Genomic DNA, 22728 nt, shown 5'->3' on the forward strand with positions numbered 1-22728 from the left:
CCAGGCGAAGGGGAAGCACACCGTGGCACGCATCGGTGACGGCGGCGATCTGCTCAAGTGCTCGTTCTGCGGCAAGAGCCAGAAGCAGGTCAAGAAGCTCATCGCAGGGCCCGGTGTGTACATCTGCGACGAGTGCATCGATCTCTGCAACGAGATCATCGAGGAGGAGCTCGCCGAGACGAGCGAGGTGCGCTGGGAGGAACTTCCGAAGCCCCGCGAGATCTACGAGTTCCTGGAGGGCTACGTGGTGGGCCAGGAGCCCGCCAAGAAGGCCCTGTCGGTCGCGGTGTACAACCACTACAAGCGCGTCCAGGCAGGGGAGAACGGCGGCGCCCAAGGCCGCGACGACGCCATCGAGTTGGCGAAGTCCAACATCCTCCTGCTGGGCCCCACCGGCTCCGGCAAGACGCTCCTCGCGCAGACCCTGGCCCGCATGCTGAACGTCCCGTTCGCGATCGCCGACGCGACCGCGCTGACGGAGGCCGGCTACGTGGGCGAGGACGTGGAGAACATCCTCCTCAAGCTGATCCAGGCGGCCGACTACGACGTCAAGAAGGCCGAGACCGGGATCATCTACATCGACGAGATCGACAAGGTCGCGCGGAAGAGTGAAAATCCGTCGATCACCCGGGACGTCTCCGGCGAGGGCGTGCAGCAGGCCCTGCTGAAGATCCTGGAGGGCACCACGGCCTCGGTCCCGCCGCAGGGCGGCCGCAAGCACCCGCACCAGGAGTTCATCCAGATCGACACGACGAACGTCCTGTTCATCGTGGGCGGTGCCTTCGCCGGCCTGGAGAAGATCATCGAGTCCCGGGCGGGCGCCAAGGGCATCGGCTTCGGCGCGACCATCCGCTCCAAGCGGGAGCTGCAGTCCAAGGACCAGTTCGAGGACGTCATGCCCGAGGACCTGGTCAAGTTCGGCATGATCCCGGAGTTCATCGGCCGCCTCCCGGTCATCACCTCGGTCCACAACCTGGACCGCGAGGCCCTGCTCCAGATCCTCATCGAGCCGCGCAACGCACTCGTCAAGCAGTACCAGCGCCTCTTCGAACTCGACGGCGTGGAGCTGGACTTCGAGCGCGAGGCCCTGGAGGCCATCGCCGACCAGGCCATCCTCCGCCAGACCGGCGCGCGTGGTCTCAGGGCCATCATGGAAGAGGTCCTGATGTCGGTGATGTACGAGGTCCCGTCCCGCAAGGACGTGGCCCGCGTCGTCATCACGGCCGACGTCGTCCACTCCAACGTCAACCCGACCCTGATCCCGCGCGACGCCCGGGGCCGGGGCGCGGGGGAGCAGAAGTCGGCGTAACCTCCGCCAACACCGAAGCGCCGGGCCCTCCGCGAAGGAGGGCCCGGCGCTTTCGCGTGCGTCGGCGGATGCCGGCGGCGGCTACTTGGCGACGCGCACCTCGCCGCGCACATCGGCCGCGATCTTCGCCGACTCGTCCAGGGTGTACGTCTTCACACCCGCCGTCGGCTCCACGATGCCGATGGTGCTGTAGTCCGCCCAGATGCACATGTACGCCGTCTGGTCCTTGCCGGTGAGCTGGCTCTTGCCCGTCGCCTGCTGGCACTTCATCACCGCGCCGTCCAGACCGGCGGGCGAGACGGACTGCGCGTCGCCGACCAGCTTCACGTCGTCGTCGGAGGAGCTGTTCGCCTTCATCTGGGCGAAGGTGGTGTCCAGCGCCGCCTGCGGGTCCTTCACCGAGCCGTAGACGCCGAAGAAGGTGAAGTTCTCGGCGGTCTGCGCCTTGGCCACGCTGGTCGGGTCGGTGGTGTCCAGGGAGTTCAGGTCGATGGTCGAGTAGAGGGAGCCGACCGAGGTCGCGTCGGTGACACCGGCCTTGGCGAGGTCCTTCGCGTCGCTCGAACTCGCCTTCTCCTCCGCGGGGTCGCCGTACCGCTTGTACTTGCCGGACAGCAGCGAGGCCGGCGCGGTCAGCTTGTGCGGCCCGTCGTCCTTCAGCGCGCCGGACCCGCTCCCGCCGAGCACGAAGTACGCTCCGACGCCGATCGCCGCCACCACGGCCACCGCCCCGATGACCAGCCCCGTCTTCTTCTTCCCGCTGCCCGGCGCCGGCGGCTGCGGAACACCGTAGGGAGGCTGGCCGTACGGGGGCTGCTGGCCGTACGGGTTCGGCTGTGGGGGAACGCCCTGCTGCGGGTAGCCGTAGCCCGGCTGGGGCGGCTGCTGCCCGTAGGGTCCCGGCTGCGGCGGGGCCGACGGCGGAGCCTGCTGCGGGTAGCCGTAGCCGGGCTGGGGCGCCTGCGGCGGCTGGCCGTACGGACCCGGCTGCTGCCCGTAGGGTCCCGGCTGCTGCGGCGGCGGCGCCCCGTACGGGCCCGGCTGGTTGTAGCTCATCTCTGGGTTCCCCTCCAGATGCTTATGTGTTCCTGACATCCTGGCTCAGTCACAGGGAAGCCATGGCACGGGGGTGCCCACCGTTACAGAACAAACGGGTTTCGGGACACTGTCGGGACACCCCTAAACTGGGCCCCGTGACCGAGAATGCTCAGCAGCAGCCCACAGCGCCCAGCACCGAACTGCCGACCCAGTACGCGCCGGCCGACGTAGAGGGGCCGCTGTACGAGCGCTGGGTAGAGCGCGGTTACTTCGCGGCCGACGCCAAGAGCGACAAGCCCGCGTACACCATCGTCATCCCCCCGCCGAACGTCACCGGTTCGCTGCACCTGGGCCACGCCTTCCAGCACACGCTGATGGACGCGCTGACCCGCCGCAAGCGCATGCAGGGCTTCGAGTCGCTGTGGCTGCCCGGCATGGACCACGCCGGCATCGCCACCCAGAACAAGGTCGAGCAGCAGCTTGCCGAGGAGGGCAAGTCCCGCCACGACCTGGGCCGCGAGGAGTTCGTCGACCGCGTCTGGCAGTGGAAGGAAGAGTACGGCGGCAGGATCCTCGGCCAGATGCGCCGCCTCGGCGACGGCGTCGACTGGGACCGCGAGCGCTTCACCATGGACGAGGGCCTGTCCAAGGCCGTCCAGACCATCTTCAAGAAGCTCTACGACGACGAGCTGATCTACCGCGCCGAGCGCATCATCAACTGGTGCCCGCGCTGTCTGACGGCCATCTCGGACATCGAGGTGGAGTACCAGGAGGACGCGGGCGAACTCGTCTCCATCCGCTACGGCGAGGGCGAGGACAGCCTCGTCGTCGCGACCACGCGCGCGGAGACGATGCTCGGCGACACCGCCGTCGCGGTCCACCCCGACGACGAGCGCTACAGGCACCTCGTCGGCAAGCAGATCAAGCTCCCGCTGACCGACCGTACGATCCCGGTCGTCGCCGACACCCATGTCGACCCCGAGTTCGGCACGGGTGCGGTCAAGGTGACCCCGGCCCACGACCCGAACGACTTCGAGATCGGCCGTCGCCACGACCTGCCGTCCCTGACGATCATGGACGAGCACGGTGTCATCACCGTCCACGGCCCCTTCCTCGGCCTGGACCGCTACGAGGCCCGCTCGGCCGTCGTCGGCGCCCTCGAGGAGCAGGGCCGCATCGTCGCCGAGAAGCGCCCCTACATGCACTCGGTCGGCCACTGCTCGCGCTGCAAGACCACGGTCGAGCCGCGCCTGTCCATGCAGTGGTGGGTCAAGGTCGGCCCCCTCGCCAGGGCCGCCGGTGACGCGGTCCGTGACGGCCGCGTCAGGATCCATCCCGAGGACATGTCGAAGCGCTACTTCGACTGGGTCGACAACATGCACGACTGGTGCATCTCGCGCCAGCTGTGGTGGGGCCACCGCATCCCCATCTGGTACGGCCCGGACGGCGAGGTCGTCTGCGTCGGCCCCGACGAGGAACCGCCGACGGGCGAGGGCTGGACCCAGGACCCGGACGTCCTCGACACCTGGTTCTCGTCCGGCCTGTGGCCCTTCTCCACCCTCGGCTGGCCCGAACAGACCGAGGACCTGCGGAAGTTCTACCCGACCGACGTCCTGCTCACCGGTCACGACATCATCTTCTTCTGGGTCGCCCGAATGATGATGTTCGGCCTGTACGCCATGGACGGGGTCGCCCCCTTCCACACCATCGCCCTGACAGGCCTGGTGCGCGACGAGTTCGGCAAGAAGATGTCGAAGTCGAACCCCAACGCCGTCGACCCGCTGGTCTGGATGGACGCCTACGGCTCCGACGCCGTCCGTTTCACCCTCGCCAACGGCGCCAACCCGGGCGCGGACGTGCCGATCGGCGAGGACTGGGTCAAGGCCTCCCGGAACTTCACCAACAAGATCTGGAACGCCACGCGCTTCGCGCTGATGAACGGCGCCACGACCGAGGGCCCGCTGCCGGACGCCTCCAGGATGTCCGCGACCGACCGCTGGATCCTCTCCCGGCTCAACACCACCGTCGCTCAGGTCGACGCGTCCTACGACGACTTCCAGTTCGCCAAGCTCGCCGACGCGCTCTACCACTTCGCGTGGGACGAGGTCTTCGACTGGTACGTCGAGCTGTCGAAGACGACGTTCTTCGCGGGCGGCGAGCAGGCCGAGGTCTCCGGCCGGGTCCTCGGCGAGGTCCTGGACGTGATGCTGCGTCTGCTGCACCCGGTGATCCCGTTCGTCACGGACGCCCTGTGGACCACGCTCACCGGCGGCGAGTCCCTCGTCGTCGCGGACTGGCCGCAGGACTCGGGCTTCCGTGACGAGGCCGCGGAGAAGGAGATCGAGCTGGTCCAGCGCGTCGTCACCGAGGTCCGCCGGTTCCGCAAGGACCAGGGCCTCAAGGACGGCCAGAAGGTCCCGGCCCGCCTGACCCTCGACGGCACCGCGCTGGCCCCGCACGAGGCGGCCATCCGCCAGCTGCTGCGCCTCCAGCCCGAGGGCGACGCCTTCGCGGCGACGGCCACCCTCCCGGTGGCCGGTGCCACGGTCGCCCTCGACCTCTCCGGCACGATCGACGTGGCGGCGGAGCGCAAGCGCCTCGCCAAGGACCTCGCCGCCGCCGAGAAGGAGAAGGCCCAGGCGACGGGCAAGCTGGGCAACGAGGCGTTCCTGGCGAAGGCCCCGGACAACGTGGTGGAGAAGATCCGCGGCCGGCTGGCCAAGGCCGACGAGGACATCGCCCGTATCCAGGCCCAGCTGGACCGCCTCCCGGAGGCGTAGCCGAGGCGTCCCGACAGGCGTCGCCGCAGGCGCCCGGCAGCCCTTTCCACGGGGCCGCCGGGCGCCTGCGCGCATTTCCCGGGTCGCACAGCGCACACCGGCCACCGCCCTACAATCCAAAAGTAGGAACATGACCCTAATGTTCCGTTTTGGTGCCACGTGGCGGAGGGAACGCCCACATGCAGCACAGGGGCCGAACGAGGACGACCCCGCAGCGGGGACTGGTCCCCCTGACGGCCGGCGCGGGCGGCCTGCTCGCCGTGCTCATGGGCCTCGTCTTCCTGATGCTGGTGCTCGCGATCCAGGACGCCCAGCACTCCCTGCTCTCCGCGAGGAGCGGCCGGCCGGCCCTGGACCAGATCGGGGTGGTCCAGGGGACCGTCCTCGACATGGAGGGCGGTCAGCGCAGCTACGTCATCACCCGGCAGGACGAGTTCCTCAAGCCCTGGCAGGCCGCCCGGACCGCGTTCCCCGCACAGGCCCGGCGGCTCGTGGACGTCAGCACGTCCCCCGCTCAGCGGCAGCTCGCCGAGCAGATCCAGCGGTCCGGCCAGTCCTTCGTCGACGACTACTCGGTCCCCCTCGTGGCCGAGGCCCGGCGCGGAGACCCCGACGCGAGCAGCACGGCGCGGACGCTGGAGGGCAGGCAGCGGCTCGACGCGCTCCGGACCCAGTTCTCCCGCTACATCCACGACGAGCGCCTCGCGATCAGCAAGCGCGAGACCGCACTCGAGGCCCGGATGCGGATGCTGACGATCGCCGCGTCCGTCGGCGTCGGCGCGGCGGTCCTCCTGATCGTCGCCTACGGCGCCTACGTGTCCCGGGTGATCGTCTGGCCGGTGCGCAGGATGGCCCGCTTCGCGACCCGGCTCGCCGCCGGGGACATGAGCGCCCGGGTGCCGCCCACCGGGCGCCGGGAGATCGGGCAGCTGGAGACGGCGTTCAACACCATGGCGGGCTCGCTGGAGAAGAGCCACCGGCGACTGCGGCTGCTCTACGACGCCGGTACCGCCCTCGGCAACACCCTGGACGTGGGGCGGACCGCCGACGAGCTGGTGCGGGTGGCCGTCCCCCGCTTCGCCGACTTCGTCACCGTCGACCTGGAGGAGTCCGTGCTGCACGGCGGGGAGCCCACGGCCGCCGAGACCGTCCTGCGGCGCGTCGCCCGGGGCGGCGTCCGCGACGACTCCCCGCTGGACCCCACCGGCGCCCTGATCGCCGTGGACCCGCCGCCCGCCGCCACCCGCCGCACCGTCACCGGCCCGGCCCTCGTCGCCGATCTCCGAGTCACCCGCAGAGCGACGTTTCCCGACGCGCGGCGCACCGAGCAGCTCCTCGACTACGGCATGCGCTCGCTGATCACCGTGCCGCTGTCGGCACAGGGCGTCCTGATGGGGGTGATCGTCTTCTGGCGCACCCGGGACTCCCCGCCGTTCGAGAAGGACGACCTGTCCGACGCGCAGGAGCTCGCGGCGAAGTCCGCGACCGCCATCGACAACGCGCGCCGCTACACCCGGGAGCGCGAGACCGCGCTGGCGCTCCAGCGCAGCCTGCTCCCGCACGTCATGCCCGACTGCCCGAGCGTCGACTTCGCCTACCGCTACCTGCCCACCGGTACCCGGGCCGGGGTCGGCGGCGACTGGCTCGACGTGATCCCGCTGTCGGGCACCCGGATGGCCCTGGTCATCGGGGACGTCGTCGGTCACGGCATCGAGGCCTCCGCCACCATGGGCCGGCTGCGCACGGCGGTGCGCACCCTCGCGGACGTCGACCTGCCCCCCGACGAACTCCTCACCCACCTCGACGACCTCGTCCTGCACCTCGACGACGGCGCCGGGGAACAGGCCGGCGAGGTGGGCTCGACCTGCCTGTACGCCGTGTACGACCCGATCTCGCAGCACTGCTCCCTGGCCAGCGCGGGCCATCCGCTGCCCTTCGTGATCACCCCCCAGGGCGCGGTGGAGCCGGCCCCCGGCGAGGCCGGCCCGCCGCTCGGGCTCGGCGGGCTGCCGTTCGAGACCACCGACCTGGACCTCGCCGAGGGCGCCACCCTCGCCCTGTTCAGCAACGGCCTGGTGCACTCCCGCCACCTCGACCTCGGCCACGGCCTCGACCGGCTGCGCCGCGCGCTCGTCACGTCCGCAGGGAAGGGGGAGCCGCTGGAGGCGGCCTGCGACCGGGTGGTGGCCGCGCTGCGCACCGGCGAACCCGCCGACGACGTCACCCTGCTGCTCGCCCGCACCCGCGCCCTGCCCGGTGATCAGGTGGCCGCCTGGGAGATCCTCGCGGACCCCGAGCACGTCGCCAGGGCCCGGACCCTGACCACCGACCAGCTCGCCGCCTGGAAGCTGGACGAGCTGTCGTTCACCACCGAACTGGTGGTCAGCGAACTCGTCACGAACGCCGTCCGCTACGGCGGCCCCCCGATCCAGCTGCGGCTCATCCGCGACACCAGGACGCTGATCTGCGAGGTCTCCGACGGCAGCAGCACCGCCCCGCACCTGCGGCGGGCCCGGGTCTTCGACGAGGGCGGCCGTGGCCTCCTGCTGGTGGCCCAGCTCACCCGGCGGTGGGGCACCAGGCAGACCGCCGCCGGCAAGACGATCTGGTGCGAGCAGGCGCTTCCGGCGCCCGACGCGTCCACGCGTCCGCAGGGCTCCGTAGACTGGTCCCGTGAGTGATCTGCCCCCGCGCGACCCCCATGAGAGCTTCGACGGCGACTTCGAGGACGCCTTCGAGGACGGCTTCGACGAGATCGTCGCGGCCGAGACGGACCGCGACCCCGATCTCGCGGTGATCGAGGCCGGCAGCCGGACCCTGCGCACCCAGGGCGGCCCGCAGCCGGGCGACGTCCCGGGCCGCCCCGAGGACCCCGAGGTCGACCGGGCCCTGCGCGAGGTGGAGGCGGAGCTCGCCACCCGCTGGGGCGAGACCAAGCTGGAGCCGTCGGTCACCAGGATCGCCGCCCTCATGGACGTGCTGGGCGAGCCGCAGCGGTCCTACCCCTCGATCCACATCACCGGCACCAACGGCAAGACCTCCACCGCCCGCATGGTCGAGGCCCTGCTCGGCGCCTTCGAACTCCGTACCGGCCGCTACACCAGCCCGCACGTGCAGTCGATCACCGAGCGCATCAGCCTCGACGGCGCCCCGATCTCCGCCGAGCGGTTCATCGAGACGTACAACGACATCAAGCCCTACGTCGAGATGGTCGACGCGCAGCAGGAGTACCGGCTCTCCTTCTTCGAGGTGCTCACCGGCATGGCGTACGCGGCCTTCGCGGACGCGCCCGTCGACGTCGCCGTCGTCGAGGTCGGCATGGGCGGCTCCTGGGACGCGACGAACGTCATCGACGGGGACGTCGCCGTCGTCACCCCGATCGGCCTCGACCACACCGACCGGCTGGGCGAAACCACCGCCGAGATCGCCGGCGAGAAGGCCGGCATCATCAAGCAGGACGCCACCGTGATCCTGGCCCAGCAGCCGGTCGACGCGGCGCAGGTGCTCCTCAAGAAGGCCGTCGAGGTGGACGCCACCGTCGCCCGCGAGGGCCTCGAGTTCGGCGTCGTCGCCCGCCAGGTCGCCGTCGGCGGCCAGCTGCTCACCCTGCGCGGCCTCGGCGGCGAGTACGACGAGGTCTACCTGCCCCTGCACGGCCCCTACCAGGCCCACAACGCGGCCGTCGCGCTCGCCGCGGTGGAGGCGTTCTTCGGGGTCGGCTCCCAGCGCCCCGAGCCCCTCGACATCGACACGGTCCGCAAGGCCTTCGCGGCCGTCTCGTCCCCGGGCCGGCTGGAGGTCGTACGACGCTCTCCCACCGTCGTCCTCGACGCCGCCCACAACCCGGCCGGCGCCCTCGCCACCGCCGAGGCCGTCGGTGAGGCCTTCGACTTCAGCCGGCTGATCGGCGTGGTCGGGGCCAGCGGCGACAAGAACGTCCGGGGCCTCCTGGAGGCCTTCGAGCCGATCTTCGCCGAGGTCGTCGTCACCCAGAACTCCAGCCACCGCGCGATGGACGCGGACGAGCTGGCCGCGGTCGCCGTCGAGGTGTTCGGCGAGGACCGCGTCCAGGTCGAGCCGCGGCTGCCCGACGCCCTGGAGGCCGCGATCACGCTGGCCGAGGAGGAGGGCGAGTTCGCGGGCGGCGGTGTGCTGGTCACCGGCTCCGTCATCACCGTGGGCGAGGCCCGACTGCTCCTCGGGAGGGCCTGACCGTGCGCACGCTCTGTTCCTCGACCCTGATCGGCGAGTTCTTCGTCATCGGCTTCGCCGCCCTCGTCGCCATGAAGGACCCCGACCTGTCCACCTCCACGGTGTGGCTCGTCAGCGGCATCGCCATGTTCCTCTGCCTGGCCCTGTGCGGTGTCATCACCCGCCCGGCCGGCATCGCCCTCGGCTGGGCCCTGCAGATCGCCCTGATCGCCTCCGGGATCTTCGTCCCGACCATGTACTTCATGGGCGCGATCTTCGCGGGCCTGTGGTGGGCCTCGGTGCACTACGGAAGAAAGATCGACGAGGCGAAGGCCCGCTTCGCAGCGCAGAACACCCAGGACAGCCCGTCGGGGGTGTGAGGCCGACGACCGGTCCGCACGCCCGTCCGGCGTCTGAGGGCGACGACCGGCCCGCACCCCCTCCAGCCCGTCCGGCGTTTGAGGACGCGGCCGTTCAGGCCGAAGCGGGGGGCCGGGGGCGGCGGCCCCCGAAGACGGCGGACCCATCGACCCGCACACTGTGTAACGGACGCTCAGACCAGCCCTGTAGCCTCTCCTCACCGCACCCGGCCAGTACCGAAGGAGCCCTCCCGTGAGCCAGCGCACCCTCGTCCTGCTCAAGCCCGACGCCGTCCGTCGGGGCCTGACCGGCGAGATCATCAGCCGTATCGAGCGCAAGGCCGGCTGGCAGATCACCGCGCTGGAGCTGCGCACCCTGGAGCGCGCCACGCTGGAGCAGCACTACGCCGAGCACGTCGGCAAGCCGTTCTACGAGCCGCTGGTCGAGTTCATGTCCTCCGGCCCGTCCGTCGCCCTGATCGTCGAGGGCGAGCGCGTCATCGAGGGCATCCGCGCCCTGGCCGGCCCCACCGACCCGATCGCCGCCGCGCCCGGCTCCATCCGCGGTGACTTCGGCGTGATCGTCCGCGAGAACCTGATCCACGCGTCCGACTCGGAGGAGTCCGCCGAACGCGAGGTCAAGATCTTCTTCCCCGGCCGCGCGTAGCCGTCCGAGGCCCGTAAAGGACCCGTACGGAGTTTTCGTGGAAGTTTTTGACGAGGCGTCAGTCCTTTGAGCTGCACGACCTGGGACGGCCGAACGATTTCGGCCGTCCCTCGGCATATGCGTGCCGATCGGGGGAACGAGTGGCCCCGTCGGACCGTCTCCACAAGCGAGGCGGCCGTACACGTGCTGACAATGGCGAAGACCCTCGCGCAGTGTTCGTGCAGGCGCGTCTACCATGGAAGCCTTCACGTCACAGCACCCACTTCGCCGACCTGAAATGCCCTCAAAAGCTCCCGGGAAGGCCAGACGAATCCTGATGGGGAACTCAATGTCGTTCATCGGCCGTGACATGGCTGTCGACCTCGGGACCGCCAACACGCTGGTGTACGTCAGGGGTCGCGGGATCGTACTCAACGAGCCGTCCGTTGTCGCGATCAATACGAACACCGGTGGAATTCTTGCGGTCGGCGCGGAGGCGAAGAAGATGATCGGGCGCACGCCCGGCAACATCGTCGCCGTGCGCCCGCTGAAGGACGGCGTGATCGCCGACTTCGAGATCACCGAGCGGATGCTCCGCTACTTCATCCTCAAGATCCACAAGCGGCGGTACCTCGCGCGGCCGCGTGTGGTCGTGTGCGTGCCCTCCGGCATCACCGGTGTCGAGCGCCGCGCGGTCATCGAGGCGTCGTCGCAGGCCGGTGCCCGCCAGGTGCACATCATCGAGGAGCCCATGGCCGCCGCCATCGGCTCCGGCCTGCCGGTCCACGAGGCCACCGGCAACATGGTGGTGGACATCGGCGGCGGCACCACGGAGGTCGCGGTCATCTCGCTCGGCGGCATCGTCACCGCCCAGTCCATCCGCGTCGCGGGCGACGAGCTGGACAACGCGATCATCCAGCACATCAAGAAGGAGTACTCGCTCCTCCTCGGTGAGCGGACGGCCGAACAGATCAAGATCACGATCGGTTCGGCGTACGACCTCGACTCCGACGAGCACACCGAGATCCGCGGCCGGGACCTGGTCTCCGGCCTGCCCAAGACCGTGGTCATCTCGGCCGCCGAGGTCCGCAAGGCGATCGAGGAGCCGGTCAACGCGATCGTCGACGCCGTCAAGACCACGCTCGACAAGTGCCCGCCGGAGCTGTCCGGCGACATCATGGACAGGGGAATCGTTCTGACCGGCGGCGGAGCCCTGCTGCGCGGTCTGGACGAGCGGCTGCGCCGGGAGACCGGCATGCCGATCCACATCGCCGAGGACCCGCTGGACAGCGTGGCGCTCGGCTCCGGCAAGTGCGTCGAGGAGTTCGAGGCGCTCCAGCAGGTCCTGGACGCCCAGCCGCGCAGATGACGTAACTCTTCGATTCCGCCGTACGAGATGACCCCCTCTCGTGCGGCGGATCGTTGATATGGAGGCATAGGCTCACACAGGGCGAGTTCCCCCCCAACACGCACACAAGCCTCCGCCCCCCCGCAGACCTTCGCACCCCCCACATGCTTCACGAACTCCCGAAATCAAGCTCCGCAAGTTCCTATTGAGGAAGGCACGGCCGCCGCACGTGAGGGACACGAAAGAGAGCCGGCTGCTCCTGGTGCTGCTGATCGCCATCGCGTTCGCGCTGATCACGGTGGACATCCGAGGTGGCAGGAACTCCCCGGTCGACGGCGCCCGGCAGGCCGCGGCCGCGGTCTTCGGCCCGATCGAGAACGGCATGTCGACGGTGGTGGACCCGGTCGGAAACGCCGTCTCCGCCGTCCGTGGCTCCGGCGAACGGCACGACCGGCTGGCCCGGTTGGAGAAGCAGAACGCGACCCTCAAGGCGAAGCTCGGCAGCGACGACCGCAACCGCAGCCGCCTCACCCAGCTCGAGAAGATGCTCAACGTCGCCGCCGAGGGCCAGTACGGCATCAAGGGCGCCCAAGTCATCGCCATAGGGTCGGCGCAGGGCTTCTCCTGGACCGTCACCATCGACGTCGGCTACAACGACGGCATCAAGCGGGACATGACCGTCCTCAACGGCAACGGCCTGGTCGGCCGCGTGACCACGGTCGGCCCGGACGCCTCCACCGTGCTGCTCGCCAACGACCCCGACTTCACCGTCGGCACCCGCATGGAGGGCAGCGACGAACTCGGCTTCGCCTCCGGACAGGGCGACCGCCCGCTGCGCGTCGAACTCCTCGACAGCAAGGCCGAGGTGAAGAAGGGCGACCGGCTCGTCACCTTCGGCTCCCAGGGCGACAAGCCGTTCGTGCCCGGCGTCCCGGTCGGCACGGTCACCCGCGTCGACCCCTCCAACGGCGGCCTGACCCGCACCCTGTACGTCACGCCGTTCGTGTCCTTCACCAAGCTCGACATCGTCGGCGTGGTCGTCGAGGCACCGAAGAAGGACCCGCGCGACACGGTGCTCCCGGCCAAGCCCAGGCCGACCCCCACCCCGACGGTGACCGTCACGGTCACCCCGTCCGCGGACGCGAGCGCCAACGCGTCCGACACCACCGGCGAGCAGCAGTAGGAGCTGAATCCCCCATGCGTGTCAACCGGATCCTGCTCTCCTCCGCCCTGGTCGTCGTCGCCCTGGTGATCCAGGTGAGCGTCCTCGCCCGCCTCCACCTGCCCGGCGCCGTCCCCGACCTCATGCTGCTCACCGTCCTCGGCCTCGCCATGGTGTACGGCCATGTGGGCGGCGCCCTCGTCGGCTTCGGCGCCGGACTCCTCGCCGACCTCGCCCCGCCCGCCGACCACGCGGCCGGCCGCTACGCCCTGGTGCTCTGCGTCGTCGGCTACTTCGCCGGCCTCATCAAGCCGGAGAACGGCCGCCTGAAGTCCGCGACCGGCCCGATGCTCGTCGTGGTCGCCGCCGCCGTCGGCTCCACCCTGCTGTACGCCGGCGTCGGCGCCCTCGTCGGCGACACCGCCGCCCGGCACGTCGGCATGACCAGCCTGCTGATCACGGCCGCCCTGTACGACCTGCTGCTCGCCCCGTTCGTGGTCCCCGGCGTCATGGCTCTGGCCCGCCGCGCCGACAACGACCCGCTCACCGAGGCCAACTCCGGCGGCAAGGCGGGCGACATCTCCTCGGGCTGGATCTCCTCCGGTACCGGCATGCGCATCGGCGGCCAGCGCGGCGGCCTCGGCGGCCTCAGGGCCAAGGCCCGCACCCGCACAGTCCGCGTCGGCCGCATCAAGGGGGTCAAGCGCCTGTGAACGCGGGTGAGTTCACCCGAACGGGTGCGCGGGGGCGGAACGCGGCCTCACAGGTAGATCGTTCATCATTCGTACGCGCACGCGCATTTGTGCCGGGAGAGGGGGAGACAGCCCAGTGACCAACATTCCCGAGACCGGTCGGACCCCACGCGTCCAGATCCGCCTCGTCGTCATCCAGATCCTCGTCCTCTCCCTGCTCGGCACCCTCGGCGGCCGCCTGTGGTACCTGCAGATCCGGGAGGGCTCCGAGTACCAGAAGGAGGCCTCCGGCAACCACGTCCAGCAGGTCGTCGACCCCGCCGTGCGCGGCTCGATCCTGGACGCCCGCGGAGTCCCCCTCGCGGACAACGAGACCCGGCTGGTCGTCTCCGCCTCCCGCACCGACCTGCTCAAGCAGAAGGACGACGGCAAGGCGGTCCTGACCAAGCTCGCGGGAGTCCTCGGGATGAAGCCCGAGGAGGTCATGCAGAAGGTCCGCCTCTGCGACGCCAAGACCCCCCAGCCCTGCTGGAACGGCTCGCCGTACCAGCCGATCCCGATCACCGACAAGGCCACCGCCAAGCAGGCCCTGCAGATCCGCGAGCGCTCCGAGGACTTCCCCGGCATCACCGCCGAGCCCGAGGCGGTCCGCCGCTACGCGAGCCCCGGCAAGTCCAACACCGCCCAGGTCCTCGGCTACCTCTCCCCGGTCACCGACGACGAGATCCAGCAGGCCAAGGACACCTCCTCCCCGTACCTGCGCTCCGACCAGGTCGGCCGGTCGGGCCTGGAGCGCGAGTACGACAAGGAGCTGCGCGGCAAGGCGGGCGTCACCCGCTACGAGGTCGACAACCTCGGCCGCGTCATCGGCAAGGCCAAGTCCGACGCCGCCGAGCCCGGTTCCAACCTGGTCACCAGCATCGACTCCCGCGTCCAGCGGGTCGCCGAGAACGAGCTGGACAAGGCGATGAAGGCCGCCCGCCAGCAGTACGACAGCATCACCCACGAGAACTACAAGGCCGACTCCGGCGCCGTCATCGTGATGGAGGCCAAGACCGGCCGGATCGTCGCCATGGCCTCCGCGCCGACCTACGACCCGAACGTGTGGGTCGGCGGCATCTCCGCCAAGGACTACCAGGCCCTCACCGGCAAGAACTCCGACTACCCGCTGCTCAACAGGGCCATACAGGGTCAGGCGGCCCCCGGTTCGACGTTCAAGGTGGTCTCCACCGCCGCCGCGGTCAACGCCGGCTACGCCTGGGACGGCGGCTACCCCTGCACGAGCTCCTACTCGGTGGGCGGCCAGGTCTTCAAGAACTTCGAGGGCGAGAACTTCGGCGACATCTCCCTGGGCCGCGCCCTGGAGGTCTCCTGCGACACCGTCTTCTACGGCCTCGCCGACCGCGAGTGGAAGAAGGACGGCGGCATCAACCCCAAGCCGGGCGAGCCGAAGGACTACTTCTTCAAGACCGCCCACCAGTTCGGCCTCGGCAAGGAGACCGGCATCGACCTGCCCAACGAGGTCACCGGCCGCGTCCCCGACCGCCAGTGGAAGATCGACTACTGGAAGGCCAACAAGGACGCCTGGTGCAAGTCCGGGAAGAAGGACGGCACCTACGTCGAGAAGATCGAGTACGAGAACTGCCTCGAAGGCAACAAGATGCGCGAGGGCGACGAGATCAACTACTCCATCGGCCAGGGCGACACCCTCGTCACGCCGATACAGGAGGCGATGATCTACGGCGCCGTGGCCAACGGCGGCACCGAGTACCAGCCGACCATCGGCAAGGCGATCGTCAGCGCCGACGGCAGGACCGTCCAGGAGATCAAGCCCAAGGTGGTCCGCAAGCTGCCGGTCACCCAGGCCACCCTCAAGGGCATGGACGAGGCCTTCGCCGGCGTCATCACCCGCGGTACGGCGGCCTGGAAGTTCGGCGGCTGGCCCCAGGACAAGATCGCCCTGCACGGCAAGACCGGTACTGCCGAGGTCTACGGCAAGCAGACCACGTCCTGGCTCGCCACCTACAGCAAGGACTACACGGTCATCATGACCATCTCCCAGGCCGGTACCGGTTCCGGTGCCTCCGGTGAGGCGGTCCGCAACATCTACAGCGCCCTGTACGGCGTGTCGGCCGACGGCTCCATCGACAAGAACAAGGCGCTGCTCTACACCCCGCAGAAGGGCCTGCCGAAGGTCCGCACGGACGGCACGATCGAGTCCCCGAAGATCTCCAAGGACCCGGCGAAGGACTTCCAGGTCTACTCCCAGCAGGGCGACAAGAACACCGACAACGGGCAGACCCCGGCCGCCACCACGGCCTCCCCGTCCACGGGCAACCGTGACACCCGCAGACGAGCCCGCAAGCGGGGAAGCCGGAGGATGCTCACATGACCGGCGTCAACAGCTTCTCCGTCTCCGGGTACGGCCCGGCGCGGGCCGGCTGGACCCGGCTCCTCGCCCGGGACTCGCTGACCCGCCGCCTGGACTGGCCGATGCTGGTGGCGGCGGTCGCCCTGTCCCTGCTCGGCTCGGTGCTGGTCTACTCGGCGACCCGCAACCGCACCGAGATCAACCAGGGCGACCAGTACTACTTCCTGGTCCGGCACCTGATGAACACCGGCATCGGGCTCGTCCTGATGATCGGCACCATCTGGGTCGGCCACCGCCAGCTCCGCAACGTCGTGCCGATCCTCTACGGCCTCTCCCTGGTGGGCATCCTCGCGGTGCTCACCCCGCTGGGCGCCACCATCAACGGCAGCCGCAACTGGATCGTCTTCGGCGGCGGTTTCTCGCTGCAGCCCGCCGAGTTCGTGAAGATCACGATCATTCTGGGCATGGCGATGATACTGGCGGCGCGGGTCGACGCCGGTGACAAGAAGTACCCCGACCACCGCACCGTCCTGCAGTCCCTGGGCCTGGCCGCGGTCCCGATCCTGATCGTGCTGCTCATGCCCGACCTCGGCACGGTCCTGGTCATGGTCACCATCATCCTCGGCGTGCTGCTCGCCTCCGGCGCCTCCAACCGCTGGGTCTTCGGCCTGCTCGCCACCGGCGTGATCGGCTGTGTCGTCATCTGGCAGCTGCACATCCTGGACCAGTACCAGATCGCCCGCTTCGCCGCCTTCGCCAACCCGAGCCTCGACCCGGCCGGCGTCGGCTACAACACCAACCAGGCCCGCATCGCCATCGGTTCCGGCGGCCTCACCGGCGCGGGCCTGTTCCACGGCTCGCAGACCACCGGCCAGTTCGTCCCCGAGCAGCAGACCGACTTCGTCTTCACGGTCGCGGGGGAGGAGCTGGGCTTCGTCGGCGCCGGCCTGATCATCGTGCTCCTCGGGGTCATCCTGTGGCGCGCCTGCCGTATCGCCCGCGAGGCGACCGAGCTGTACGGCACGATCGTCGCGGCGGGGATCGTGGCATGGTTCGCGTTCCAGGCGTTCGAGAACATCGGCATGACCCTCGGCATCATGCCGGTCACCGGCCTGCCGCTGCCGTTCGTGTCGTACGGCGGTTCCTCGATGTTCGCGGTGTGGGTGGCGGTGGGGCTGCTGCAGTCGATCAGGGTGCAGCGGCCGATGTCGGCATAGTCGGCTCCGCCCCGGGGAACTCAGGGAGGTGAACACATCAACCGATCTGTTCACCTCCCGTACCGATTCAGTCTTCCTCCGATTCACCCACCTTGGCCTCTGCCTCTGCGGCGGCCCGACCACTAGATTCAACTCATGGCGGATACGAAGCGCGAAATCGAGCGCAAGTACGAATCCGATGACAGCGGCCTGCCCGATCTGACCGGCGTCGCAGGAGTGGCGAACGTCGTGGACAAGGGCACCGCCGACCTCGACGCGACCTACCACGACACCTCCGACCTGCGTCTGGCCTCGGCCAAGGTCACCCTGCGCCGCCGCAGCGGAGGCAGCGACGCCGGCTGGCACCTCAAACTCCCCGTCGCACCCGGCGTCCGGGACGAGATCCATGCCCCCCTCTCCGACACCCTCCCCGACGAACTCGCCGCCCTGGCCCGCTCCCGGGTCCGCGAGGGCCAGCTGGTCCCGGTGATCCGGCTGCGCACCACCCGCGACGTCCAGCACCTCGTCGACGCCGACGGCGCCCTGCTCGCCGAGGTGAGCGTGGACCGCGTCCGGGCCGACCGGCTCTTCGGCGGCGACGGCAAGGCACAGTGGACCGAGATCGAGGTGGAACTCGCCGACGGCGGCGACCCCGCCTTCCTCGACAAGGTGGAGAAACGGCTGGGCAAGGCGGGCGTACGCCCCTCGAAGTCCGCATCGAAGCTCGCCCGCGCCCTGGCCGAGACGAAGGGCGGCAAGCCGCGCCCGCCGAAGACCGCCTCCGCCGCGCCCGTCACGGCGGGCGACCACGTCATGGCCTACGTCCGCGCCCAGCGCGACGCGATCGTCGAGCTCGACCCCGCCGTGCGCCTGGACACCGAGGAGGGCGTGCACGACATGCGGGTCGCCACCCGCCGGCTGCGCAGCACCTTCCGCACCTTCGGCAAGGTCCTCGACCGCCAGGTCACCGACCCGATCGCCGACGAGCTGAAATGGCTGGCAGGCGAACTGGGCGTGGGCCGCGACCAGGAGGTCCTGGCCGAACGCCTGATGTCGGCCCTCGCCGACGTGCCCCCCACCCTCGTCCACGGCCCCGTCCACGACCGCATCCAGCGCTGGGCCGAGGCGAGCGAACGCGGCTCCCGCAGCCGGCTCCTCGGCGTCCTCGACTCCACCCGCTACCTGGCGCTCCTCGACACCCTGGACACCCTGGCCGCCGACCCGCCCCTGCTGAAGGCCGCCGCCAAGGACCCCGAGAAGGTCCTCACCAAGGCCGTCCACAAGGACTTCGCCAAGGTCACCGACCTGATCGAGACGGCCATGGCAGAGCCCCCCGGCCACGACCGCGACCTCGGCCTGCACGAGGCCCGCAAGAAGGCCAAGCGCACCCGCTACGCGGCCGAGGCCGCCCGCCCCGCCCTCGGCAAGCCGGCCAAGACCATGGTCAAGTCCATGAAGTCCCTGCAGACCATGCTCGGCGAGCACCAGGACAGCGTCATGGCTCGCGAGACCTTGCGCGAACTGTCCGCGGTGGCCCACGCGGCCGGGGAGAGCGCGTTCACGTACGGGCTGCTGTACGGCCGCGAGGAGCAGCGGGCGGCGGCGGTGGAGGCGGAGGCGCCCGGGGCCTGGGAGGACATCAAGGCCGGGGCTCCGGTGTGATCCGGGCGTACGGGGGAGTCCGCCGACCGGGTTAGGCTTGATGGTCACCCTTCCCGGCCACCGGCCGGGGGGCGCCCCCCAGCCACCTCACAAAGGTCCGCGAGATGCCTGCCGAAGCCGCCGCTCAGGTCGCCGAGTCTGTGTTCCCGCAGCTCGAAGCACTGCTCCCGCATGTGCAAAAGCCGATCCAGTACGTCGGCGGAGAGCTCAACTCCACGGTCAAGCCGTGGGAGGCCTGCGACGTCCGCTGGGCGCTCATGTACCCGGACGCCTACGAGGTCGGCCTGCCCAACCAGGGCGTCATGATCCTCTACGAGGTACTCAACGAGCAGGAGGGCGTCCTCGCCGAGCGCACGTACAGCGTGTGGCCGGACCTGGAGGCGCTCATGCGCGAGCACCGGGTCCCGCAGTTCACGGTGGACAGCCACCGCCCGGTGAAGGCCTTCGACGTGTTCGGCCTGTCCTTCTCCACGGAGCTGGGCTACACCAACATGCTCACGGCCCTCGACCTGGCCGGCATCCCCCTGGAGTCCAAGGACCGCACCCTCGACGACCCGATCGTCCTCGCGGGCGGCCACGCGGCCTTCAACCCGGAGCCGATCGCGGACTTCATCGACGCGGCGATCATCGGCGACGGCGAGCAGGCCGTCCTCGACATGACGAAGATCATCCGGGAGTGGAAGGCGGAGGGCCGCCCCGGCGGCCGCGAGGAGGTCCTCCTCCGCCTGGCGAAGACCGGCTCCGTCTACATCCCGGCGTTCTACGACGTCGAGTACCTCCCCGACGGCCGGATCGCCCGCGTGGTCCCCAACAGGTCGGGCGTCCCGTGGCGCGTCTCCAAGCACACCGTCATGGACCTGGACGAGTGGCCGTACCCCAAGCAGCCCCTCGTCCCGCTCGCCGAGACGGTCCACGAGCGCATGTCCGTCGAGATCTTCCGCGGCTGCACGCGCGGCTGCCGCTTCTGCCAGGCCGGCATGATCACCCGCCCGGTGCGCGAGCGCTCGATCACCGGCATCGGTGAGATGGTCGACAAGGGCCTCAAGGCGACGGGCTTCGAGGAGGTCGGGCTGCTCTCGCTGTCGAGCGCCGACCACTCGGAGATCGGCGACATCGCCAAGGGCCTGGCCGACCGCTACGAGGAGGACAAGATCGGCCTGTCCCTCCCCTCCACCCGCGTCGACGCCTTCAACATCGACCTGGCCAACGAACTGACGCGCAACGGCCGCCGCTCCGGCCTCACCTTCGCCCCCGAGGGCGGCTCGGAACGCATCCGCAAGGTCATCAACAAGATGGTCTCCGAGGACGACCTGATCCGCACCGTCTCGACGGCCTACGGCAACGGCTGGCGCCAGGTGAAGCTGTACTTCATGTGCGGCCTGCCCACCGAGACCGACGACGACGTCCTCCAGATCGCCGACATGGCGACGAAGGTCATCGCCAAGGGCCGCGAGGTCTCCCGCTCGAACGACATCCGCTGCACGGTCTCCATCGGCGGCTTCGTGCCCAAGCCCCACACCCCCTTCCAGTGGGCCCCGCAGCTCTCCGCCGAAGAGACCGACGCCCGCCTGGAGAAGCTCCGCGACAAGATCCGAGGCGACAAGAAGTACGGCCGCTCGATCGGCTTCCGCTACCACGACGGCAAGCCCGGCATCGTCGAGGGCCTCCTCTCCCGCGGCGACCGCCGCATCGGCGCCGTCATCCGCGCCGTCTACGAGGACGGCGGCCGCTTCGACGGCTGGCGCGAGCACTTCTCCTACGACCGCTGGATGGCCTGCGCCGACAAGGCCCTCGCCCCCTCCGGCGTCGACGTCGACTGGTACACCACCCGCGAGCGCACCTACGAGGAGGTCCTCCCCTGGGACCACCTCGACTCGGGCCTGGACAAGGACTGGCTCTGGGAGGACTGGCAGGACGCCCTCGACGAAACAGAGGTCGAGGACTGCCGCTGGACCCCCTGCTTCGACTGCGGGGTGTGCCCGCAGATGGACACCAGCATCCAGATCGGCCCGACGGGCAAGAAGCTGCTGCCGCTGACGGTCAAGAAGGACGCCCCGACCAGCGGACACAGTCACTGAGGTGACCGAGGCTCTGGCGCGGATCGCTGATGCCCTGGCGGGGGCGAGTGAGGACGATGTGGTTGCCGCCCTGGCCGCCGCCGGCGTCTCAGCGCGGCAGCCGTCGACGGCCCGACGCGCTCCTCAGACACCCTTGCCGGGGCCTGGAGGCGCTTCGGACATCTACTCGGAGGTGGAGTGGGTCTGAGCCGCTGTAGGGCTTCTGCGGGACAGCGAAGGCTTCCGAGCCCCCTCTGAGATCTGGAGCGGCTCGTGGTGTCATGTCAGTTCTGGCATTCGCCGGTGGATGCCGACATGGCCTTGGTCACGGTGACAGCTGGGTCGGCTGAGTCCTCGGTCGGTGTGCAGCACGAGGTGACGCCACAGCACCAACACCGTTGCGTTTACGTCCGTGAGCGGTTTGCGAGTCCGTGTTCGAAGAACGTGACGGTGGCGTGGATGGTGTAGTTCTGGCTGATCGTTGGGTGTTGTCCGGCGTTCGGTCCGTACTTGCTGGTGGGGTTCTTGCGGGTGCGGGCCTTGACGCGGTGCCGGTGGCGGGTGGGGTGCAGGGCGTCGAGGGCGGCCCGGCCGATGGTGCCGACGAGGTCGGCGGGTCCCGCTGGGGGCAGGATTGCGGTCGCGGTGGTGACGGTGTCGGCGGTTGTGGTCTGCAGGACGGTGAAGCTGATGCGGTCCATGTCCATCCCGGCCGGGTGCAGACGGTGTCGGCGGCAGCGCGAACCAGGGCCTGGTAGGTGGCCAGCAGCGCATAGACCTCCTGGTCAAGGCCCTGAAGGCTGCGGGAGCGCAGGACACGGCCATCCAGCATGGTCGCCTTGATCGAGAAAGACGTCGTTTCCGACTGCCGCCACTCATGGTAAAGATCAACAAGCTCGGTGGCCGGGTGGACAGCCGGGTCGAGGAGGCTGGTGAGCAGGCGCCACTGCTCGGTGCGGACGGTGCCGTCGGCCAGGGTGACGGTCACGGACGCCTCGATGACGCGGACGGTCAGCAGGACCGGCAGGACGCCGTAGCCGATCCGGGCCAGGTAGGAGCCGTCGCCCAGGTGCCGGAAGGGGGTGGGTATCCGGCGGTCAGAGGAGCGCACCAGGAACTGCGCGCCGGCGGCCTGGACGTCCCGGGCGAACTCGGCTCCGTCGAAGCCGGCATCGGCCAGCAGGAGCATGGTGCGGTCCAGCACATTCAGCAGGCGGGCTGCGTTAGTGAGTTCGCCGTCACTCTCGGGGCCGAACGCGGCGGCCAGGATCGCACGGGTGCCGCACTCGACCAGGACCACGAGTCGCAGCAGCGGGTAGCCGAACTCCACGCTCTCGCCGCTCGCTTGGCATAGCGCCAGGTCAGCGCCTCCTCATCGGGCACGTGCAGCAAAGTGCCGTCCACGGCCACAGTCCGAAGCCCTCGATAGAACGAACCGGTCTGCCCAAGGTGGGCGACGGGCCCGGCGAGGATCTCGAACAGCCGCCGCAGCGGTGCCGCTCCTACGCGCCGTCGGGCACGGGAAAGTGAGGAGATCGCCGGACGCACCAACGGCAGTCCGTCCAGTTCCGCTGTCAACTTGCCCCACACGCCCCGGTAGGAGCAGTCCTCGAACAGTGCCAGCGCGAGGACGAAGTAGACCACGACCCGGGACGGCAGCAGCCGCAGCCGCTTCTCGCGTGACCCGGTCTCCTCGATCACCGCGTCCACCAGCACGAAGTCCACAGTCTGGGTCAGCTCGCCCAAGTGGCCGGGCGCGTACACACCCCCGCCCGCCTCGATCGTGCGCGTAATGACAGACTTCTCCTGCAACGGGACTCCCGGTGATCACCTTGCCGACAACAAGTTGATCTATCAGGACGTCCCGTTGCATCATTCACCCGGGCTTGACCTCCGACTCAAGACTCAAACGCAACG

The 22728-nt window shown here is 69.7% G+C and carries 16 protein-coding genes and 1 pseudogene; 13 read left to right on the forward strand and 4 right to left on the reverse strand.

Translation table 11 applies throughout. The features are described 5' to 3' along the window. The first annotated feature begins 22 nt into the window (after positions 1–22). The gene (clpX, locus tag ACFY6U_RS20405; protein WP_093503035.1) at positions 23–1309 is read left to right on the forward strand and encodes an ATP-dependent Clp protease ATP-binding subunit ClpX; all 1287 of its coding nucleotides are present in this window, start codon (positions 23–25) and stop codon (positions 1307–1309) included. An 81-nt stretch (positions 1310–1390) separates the two neighbouring features. Here the strand turns inward: clpX and ACFY6U_RS20410 are convergent, their stop codons facing one another. After that, positions 1391–2365 (reverse strand): hypothetical protein, encoded by a 975-nt coding sequence (locus ACFY6U_RS20410; protein WP_390040065.1) that lies wholly within the window; start codon positions 2363–2365, stop codon positions 1391–1393. 137 nt (positions 2366–2502) lie between these two features. Here ACFY6U_RS20410 and ACFY6U_RS20415 point away from each other — a divergent pair, with 137 nt between their 5' ends. From ACFY6U_RS20415 to ACFY6U_RS20470, 12 genes are all read left to right on the forward strand, one after another. Then, positions 2503–5127, forward strand: a complete 2625-nt coding sequence (locus tag ACFY6U_RS20415; RefSeq protein WP_390040067.1) for a valine--tRNA ligase — start codon at positions 2503–2505, stop codon at positions 5125–5127. Between the two features lie 179 nt (positions 5128–5306). Beyond that, positions 5307–7808: a SpoIIE family protein phosphatase gene (locus tag ACFY6U_RS20420; protein WP_390040069.1), complete on the forward strand. Its 2502-nt coding sequence runs from the start codon at positions 5307–5309 to the stop codon at positions 7806–7808. Beyond that, the gene (locus ACFY6U_RS20425; protein ID WP_390040071.1) at positions 7801–9339 is read left to right on the forward strand and encodes a bifunctional folylpolyglutamate synthase/dihydrofolate synthase; all 1539 of its coding nucleotides are present in this window, start codon (positions 7801–7803) and stop codon (positions 9337–9339) included. Before ACFY6U_RS20420 ends, ACFY6U_RS20425 begins: the two co-directional genes overlap by 8 nt. A 2-nt stretch (positions 9340–9341) precedes the next feature. Further along, positions 9342–9698: a DUF4233 domain-containing protein gene (locus ACFY6U_RS20430; protein WP_390040073.1), complete on the forward strand. Its 357-nt coding sequence runs from the start codon at positions 9342–9344 to the stop codon at positions 9696–9698. 232 nt (positions 9699–9930) lie between these two features. After that, positions 9931–10344, forward strand: a complete 414-nt coding sequence (ndk, locus tag ACFY6U_RS20435; protein WP_390040075.1) for a nucleoside-diphosphate kinase — start codon at positions 9931–9933, stop codon at positions 10342–10344. Between the two features lie 328 nt (positions 10345–10672). Next, the gene (locus tag ACFY6U_RS20440) at positions 10673–11692 is read left to right on the forward strand and encodes a rod shape-determining protein (protein ID WP_004001297.1); all 1020 of its coding nucleotides are present in this window, start codon (positions 10673–10675) and stop codon (positions 11690–11692) included. Positions 11693–11900: 208 nt separating this feature from the next. After that, positions 11901–12854 carry a rod shape-determining protein MreC gene (gene mreC, locus ACFY6U_RS20445; RefSeq protein ID WP_390040077.1) on the forward strand — a complete coding sequence of 318 codons (954 nt, stop codon included), beginning with the start codon at positions 11901–11903 and terminating at the stop codon, positions 12852–12854. A gap of 14 nt (positions 12855–12868) precedes the next feature. Further along, positions 12869–13546, forward strand: a complete 678-nt coding sequence (mreD, locus tag ACFY6U_RS20450; protein ID WP_390040079.1) for a rod shape-determining protein MreD — start codon at positions 12869–12871, stop codon at positions 13544–13546. Between the two features lie 115 nt (positions 13547–13661). Next, positions 13662–15917, forward strand: a complete 2256-nt coding sequence (gene mrdA, locus ACFY6U_RS20455; RefSeq protein WP_390040081.1) for a penicillin-binding protein 2 — start codon at positions 13662–13664, stop codon at positions 15915–15917. After that, a complete protein-coding gene (gene rodA / locus ACFY6U_RS20460) occupies positions 15914–17113 on the forward strand; it encodes a rod shape-determining protein RodA (RefSeq protein ID WP_390040083.1) in 1200 nt (399 codons plus the stop codon). Before mrdA ends, rodA begins: the two co-directional genes overlap by 4 nt. Before the next feature lie 135 nt (positions 17114–17248). Next, on the forward strand, positions 17249–18754 hold the full coding sequence (locus tag ACFY6U_RS20465; RefSeq protein ID WP_390040085.1) for a CHAD domain-containing protein: 1506 nt from the start codon (positions 17249–17251) through the stop codon (positions 18752–18754). A 104-nt stretch (positions 18755–18858) separates the two neighbouring features. Next, positions 18859–20832, forward strand: a complete 1974-nt coding sequence (locus tag ACFY6U_RS20470) for a TIGR03960 family B12-binding radical SAM protein (protein ID WP_390040087.1) — start codon at positions 18859–18861, stop codon at positions 20830–20832. 383 nt (positions 20833–21215) lie between these two features. Here the strand turns inward: ACFY6U_RS20470 and ACFY6U_RS20475 are convergent, their stop codons facing one another. The 3 genes and pseudogenes from ACFY6U_RS20475 to ACFY6U_RS20485 all read right to left on the reverse strand — a co-directional run bounded on the left by ACFY6U_RS20475 (position 21216) and on the right by ACFY6U_RS20485 (position 22575). Then, entirely contained in the window at positions 21216–21512 is a 297-nt protein-coding gene (locus ACFY6U_RS20475; RefSeq protein ID WP_390040470.1) for a hypothetical protein, read from the reverse strand. A 113-nt stretch (positions 21513–21625) separates the two neighbouring features. Next, positions 21626–22111: pseudogene (locus tag ACFY6U_RS20480) on the reverse strand (transposase); the annotation flags it as partial. Beyond that, positions 22018–22575, reverse strand: a complete 558-nt coding sequence (locus tag ACFY6U_RS20485) for a transposase domain-containing protein (RefSeq protein ID WP_390040448.1) — start codon at positions 22573–22575, stop codon at positions 22018–22020. The gene ACFY6U_RS20485 and the pseudogene ACFY6U_RS20480, both read right to left, overlap by 94 nt. Positions 22576–22728 lie beyond the last annotated feature (153 nt).

This window comes from Streptomyces sp. NPDC013157 (assembly GCF_042899865.1).
Classification (GTDB): Bacteria; Actinomycetota; Actinomycetes; order Streptomycetales; family Streptomycetaceae; genus Streptomyces.

Excerpts from the sequence above, each read along its gene's own strand:
- ACFY6U_RS20410 (WP_390040065.1), bottom strand. The coding sequence starts at position 2,365 with ATGAGCTACAACCAGCCGGGCCCGTACGGGGCGCCGCCGCCGCAGCAG.
- ACFY6U_RS20420 (WP_390040069.1), top strand. The coding sequence starts at position 5,307 with ATGCAGCACAGGGGCCGAACGAGGACGACCCCGCAGCGGGGACTGGTC.
- ACFY6U_RS20440 (WP_004001297.1), top strand. The coding sequence starts at position 10,673 with ATGTCGTTCATCGGCCGTGACATGGCTGTCGACCTCGGGACCGCCAAC.
- mreD (WP_390040079.1), top strand. The coding sequence starts at position 12,869 with ATGCGTGTCAACCGGATCCTGCTCTCCTCCGCCCTGGTCGTCGTCGCC.
- rodA (WP_390040083.1), top strand. The coding sequence starts at position 15,914 with ATGACCGGCGTCAACAGCTTCTCCGTCTCCGGGTACGGCCCGGCGCGG.
- ACFY6U_RS20465 (WP_390040085.1), top strand. The coding sequence starts at position 17,249 with ATGGCGGATACGAAGCGCGAAATCGAGCGCAAGTACGAATCCGATGAC.
- ACFY6U_RS20470 (WP_390040087.1), top strand. The coding sequence starts at position 18,859 with ATGCCTGCCGAAGCCGCCGCTCAGGTCGCCGAGTCTGTGTTCCCGCAG.
- ACFY6U_RS20475 (WP_390040470.1), bottom strand. The coding sequence starts at position 21,512 with ATGGACCGCATCAGCTTCACCGTCCTGCAGACCACAACCGCCGACACC.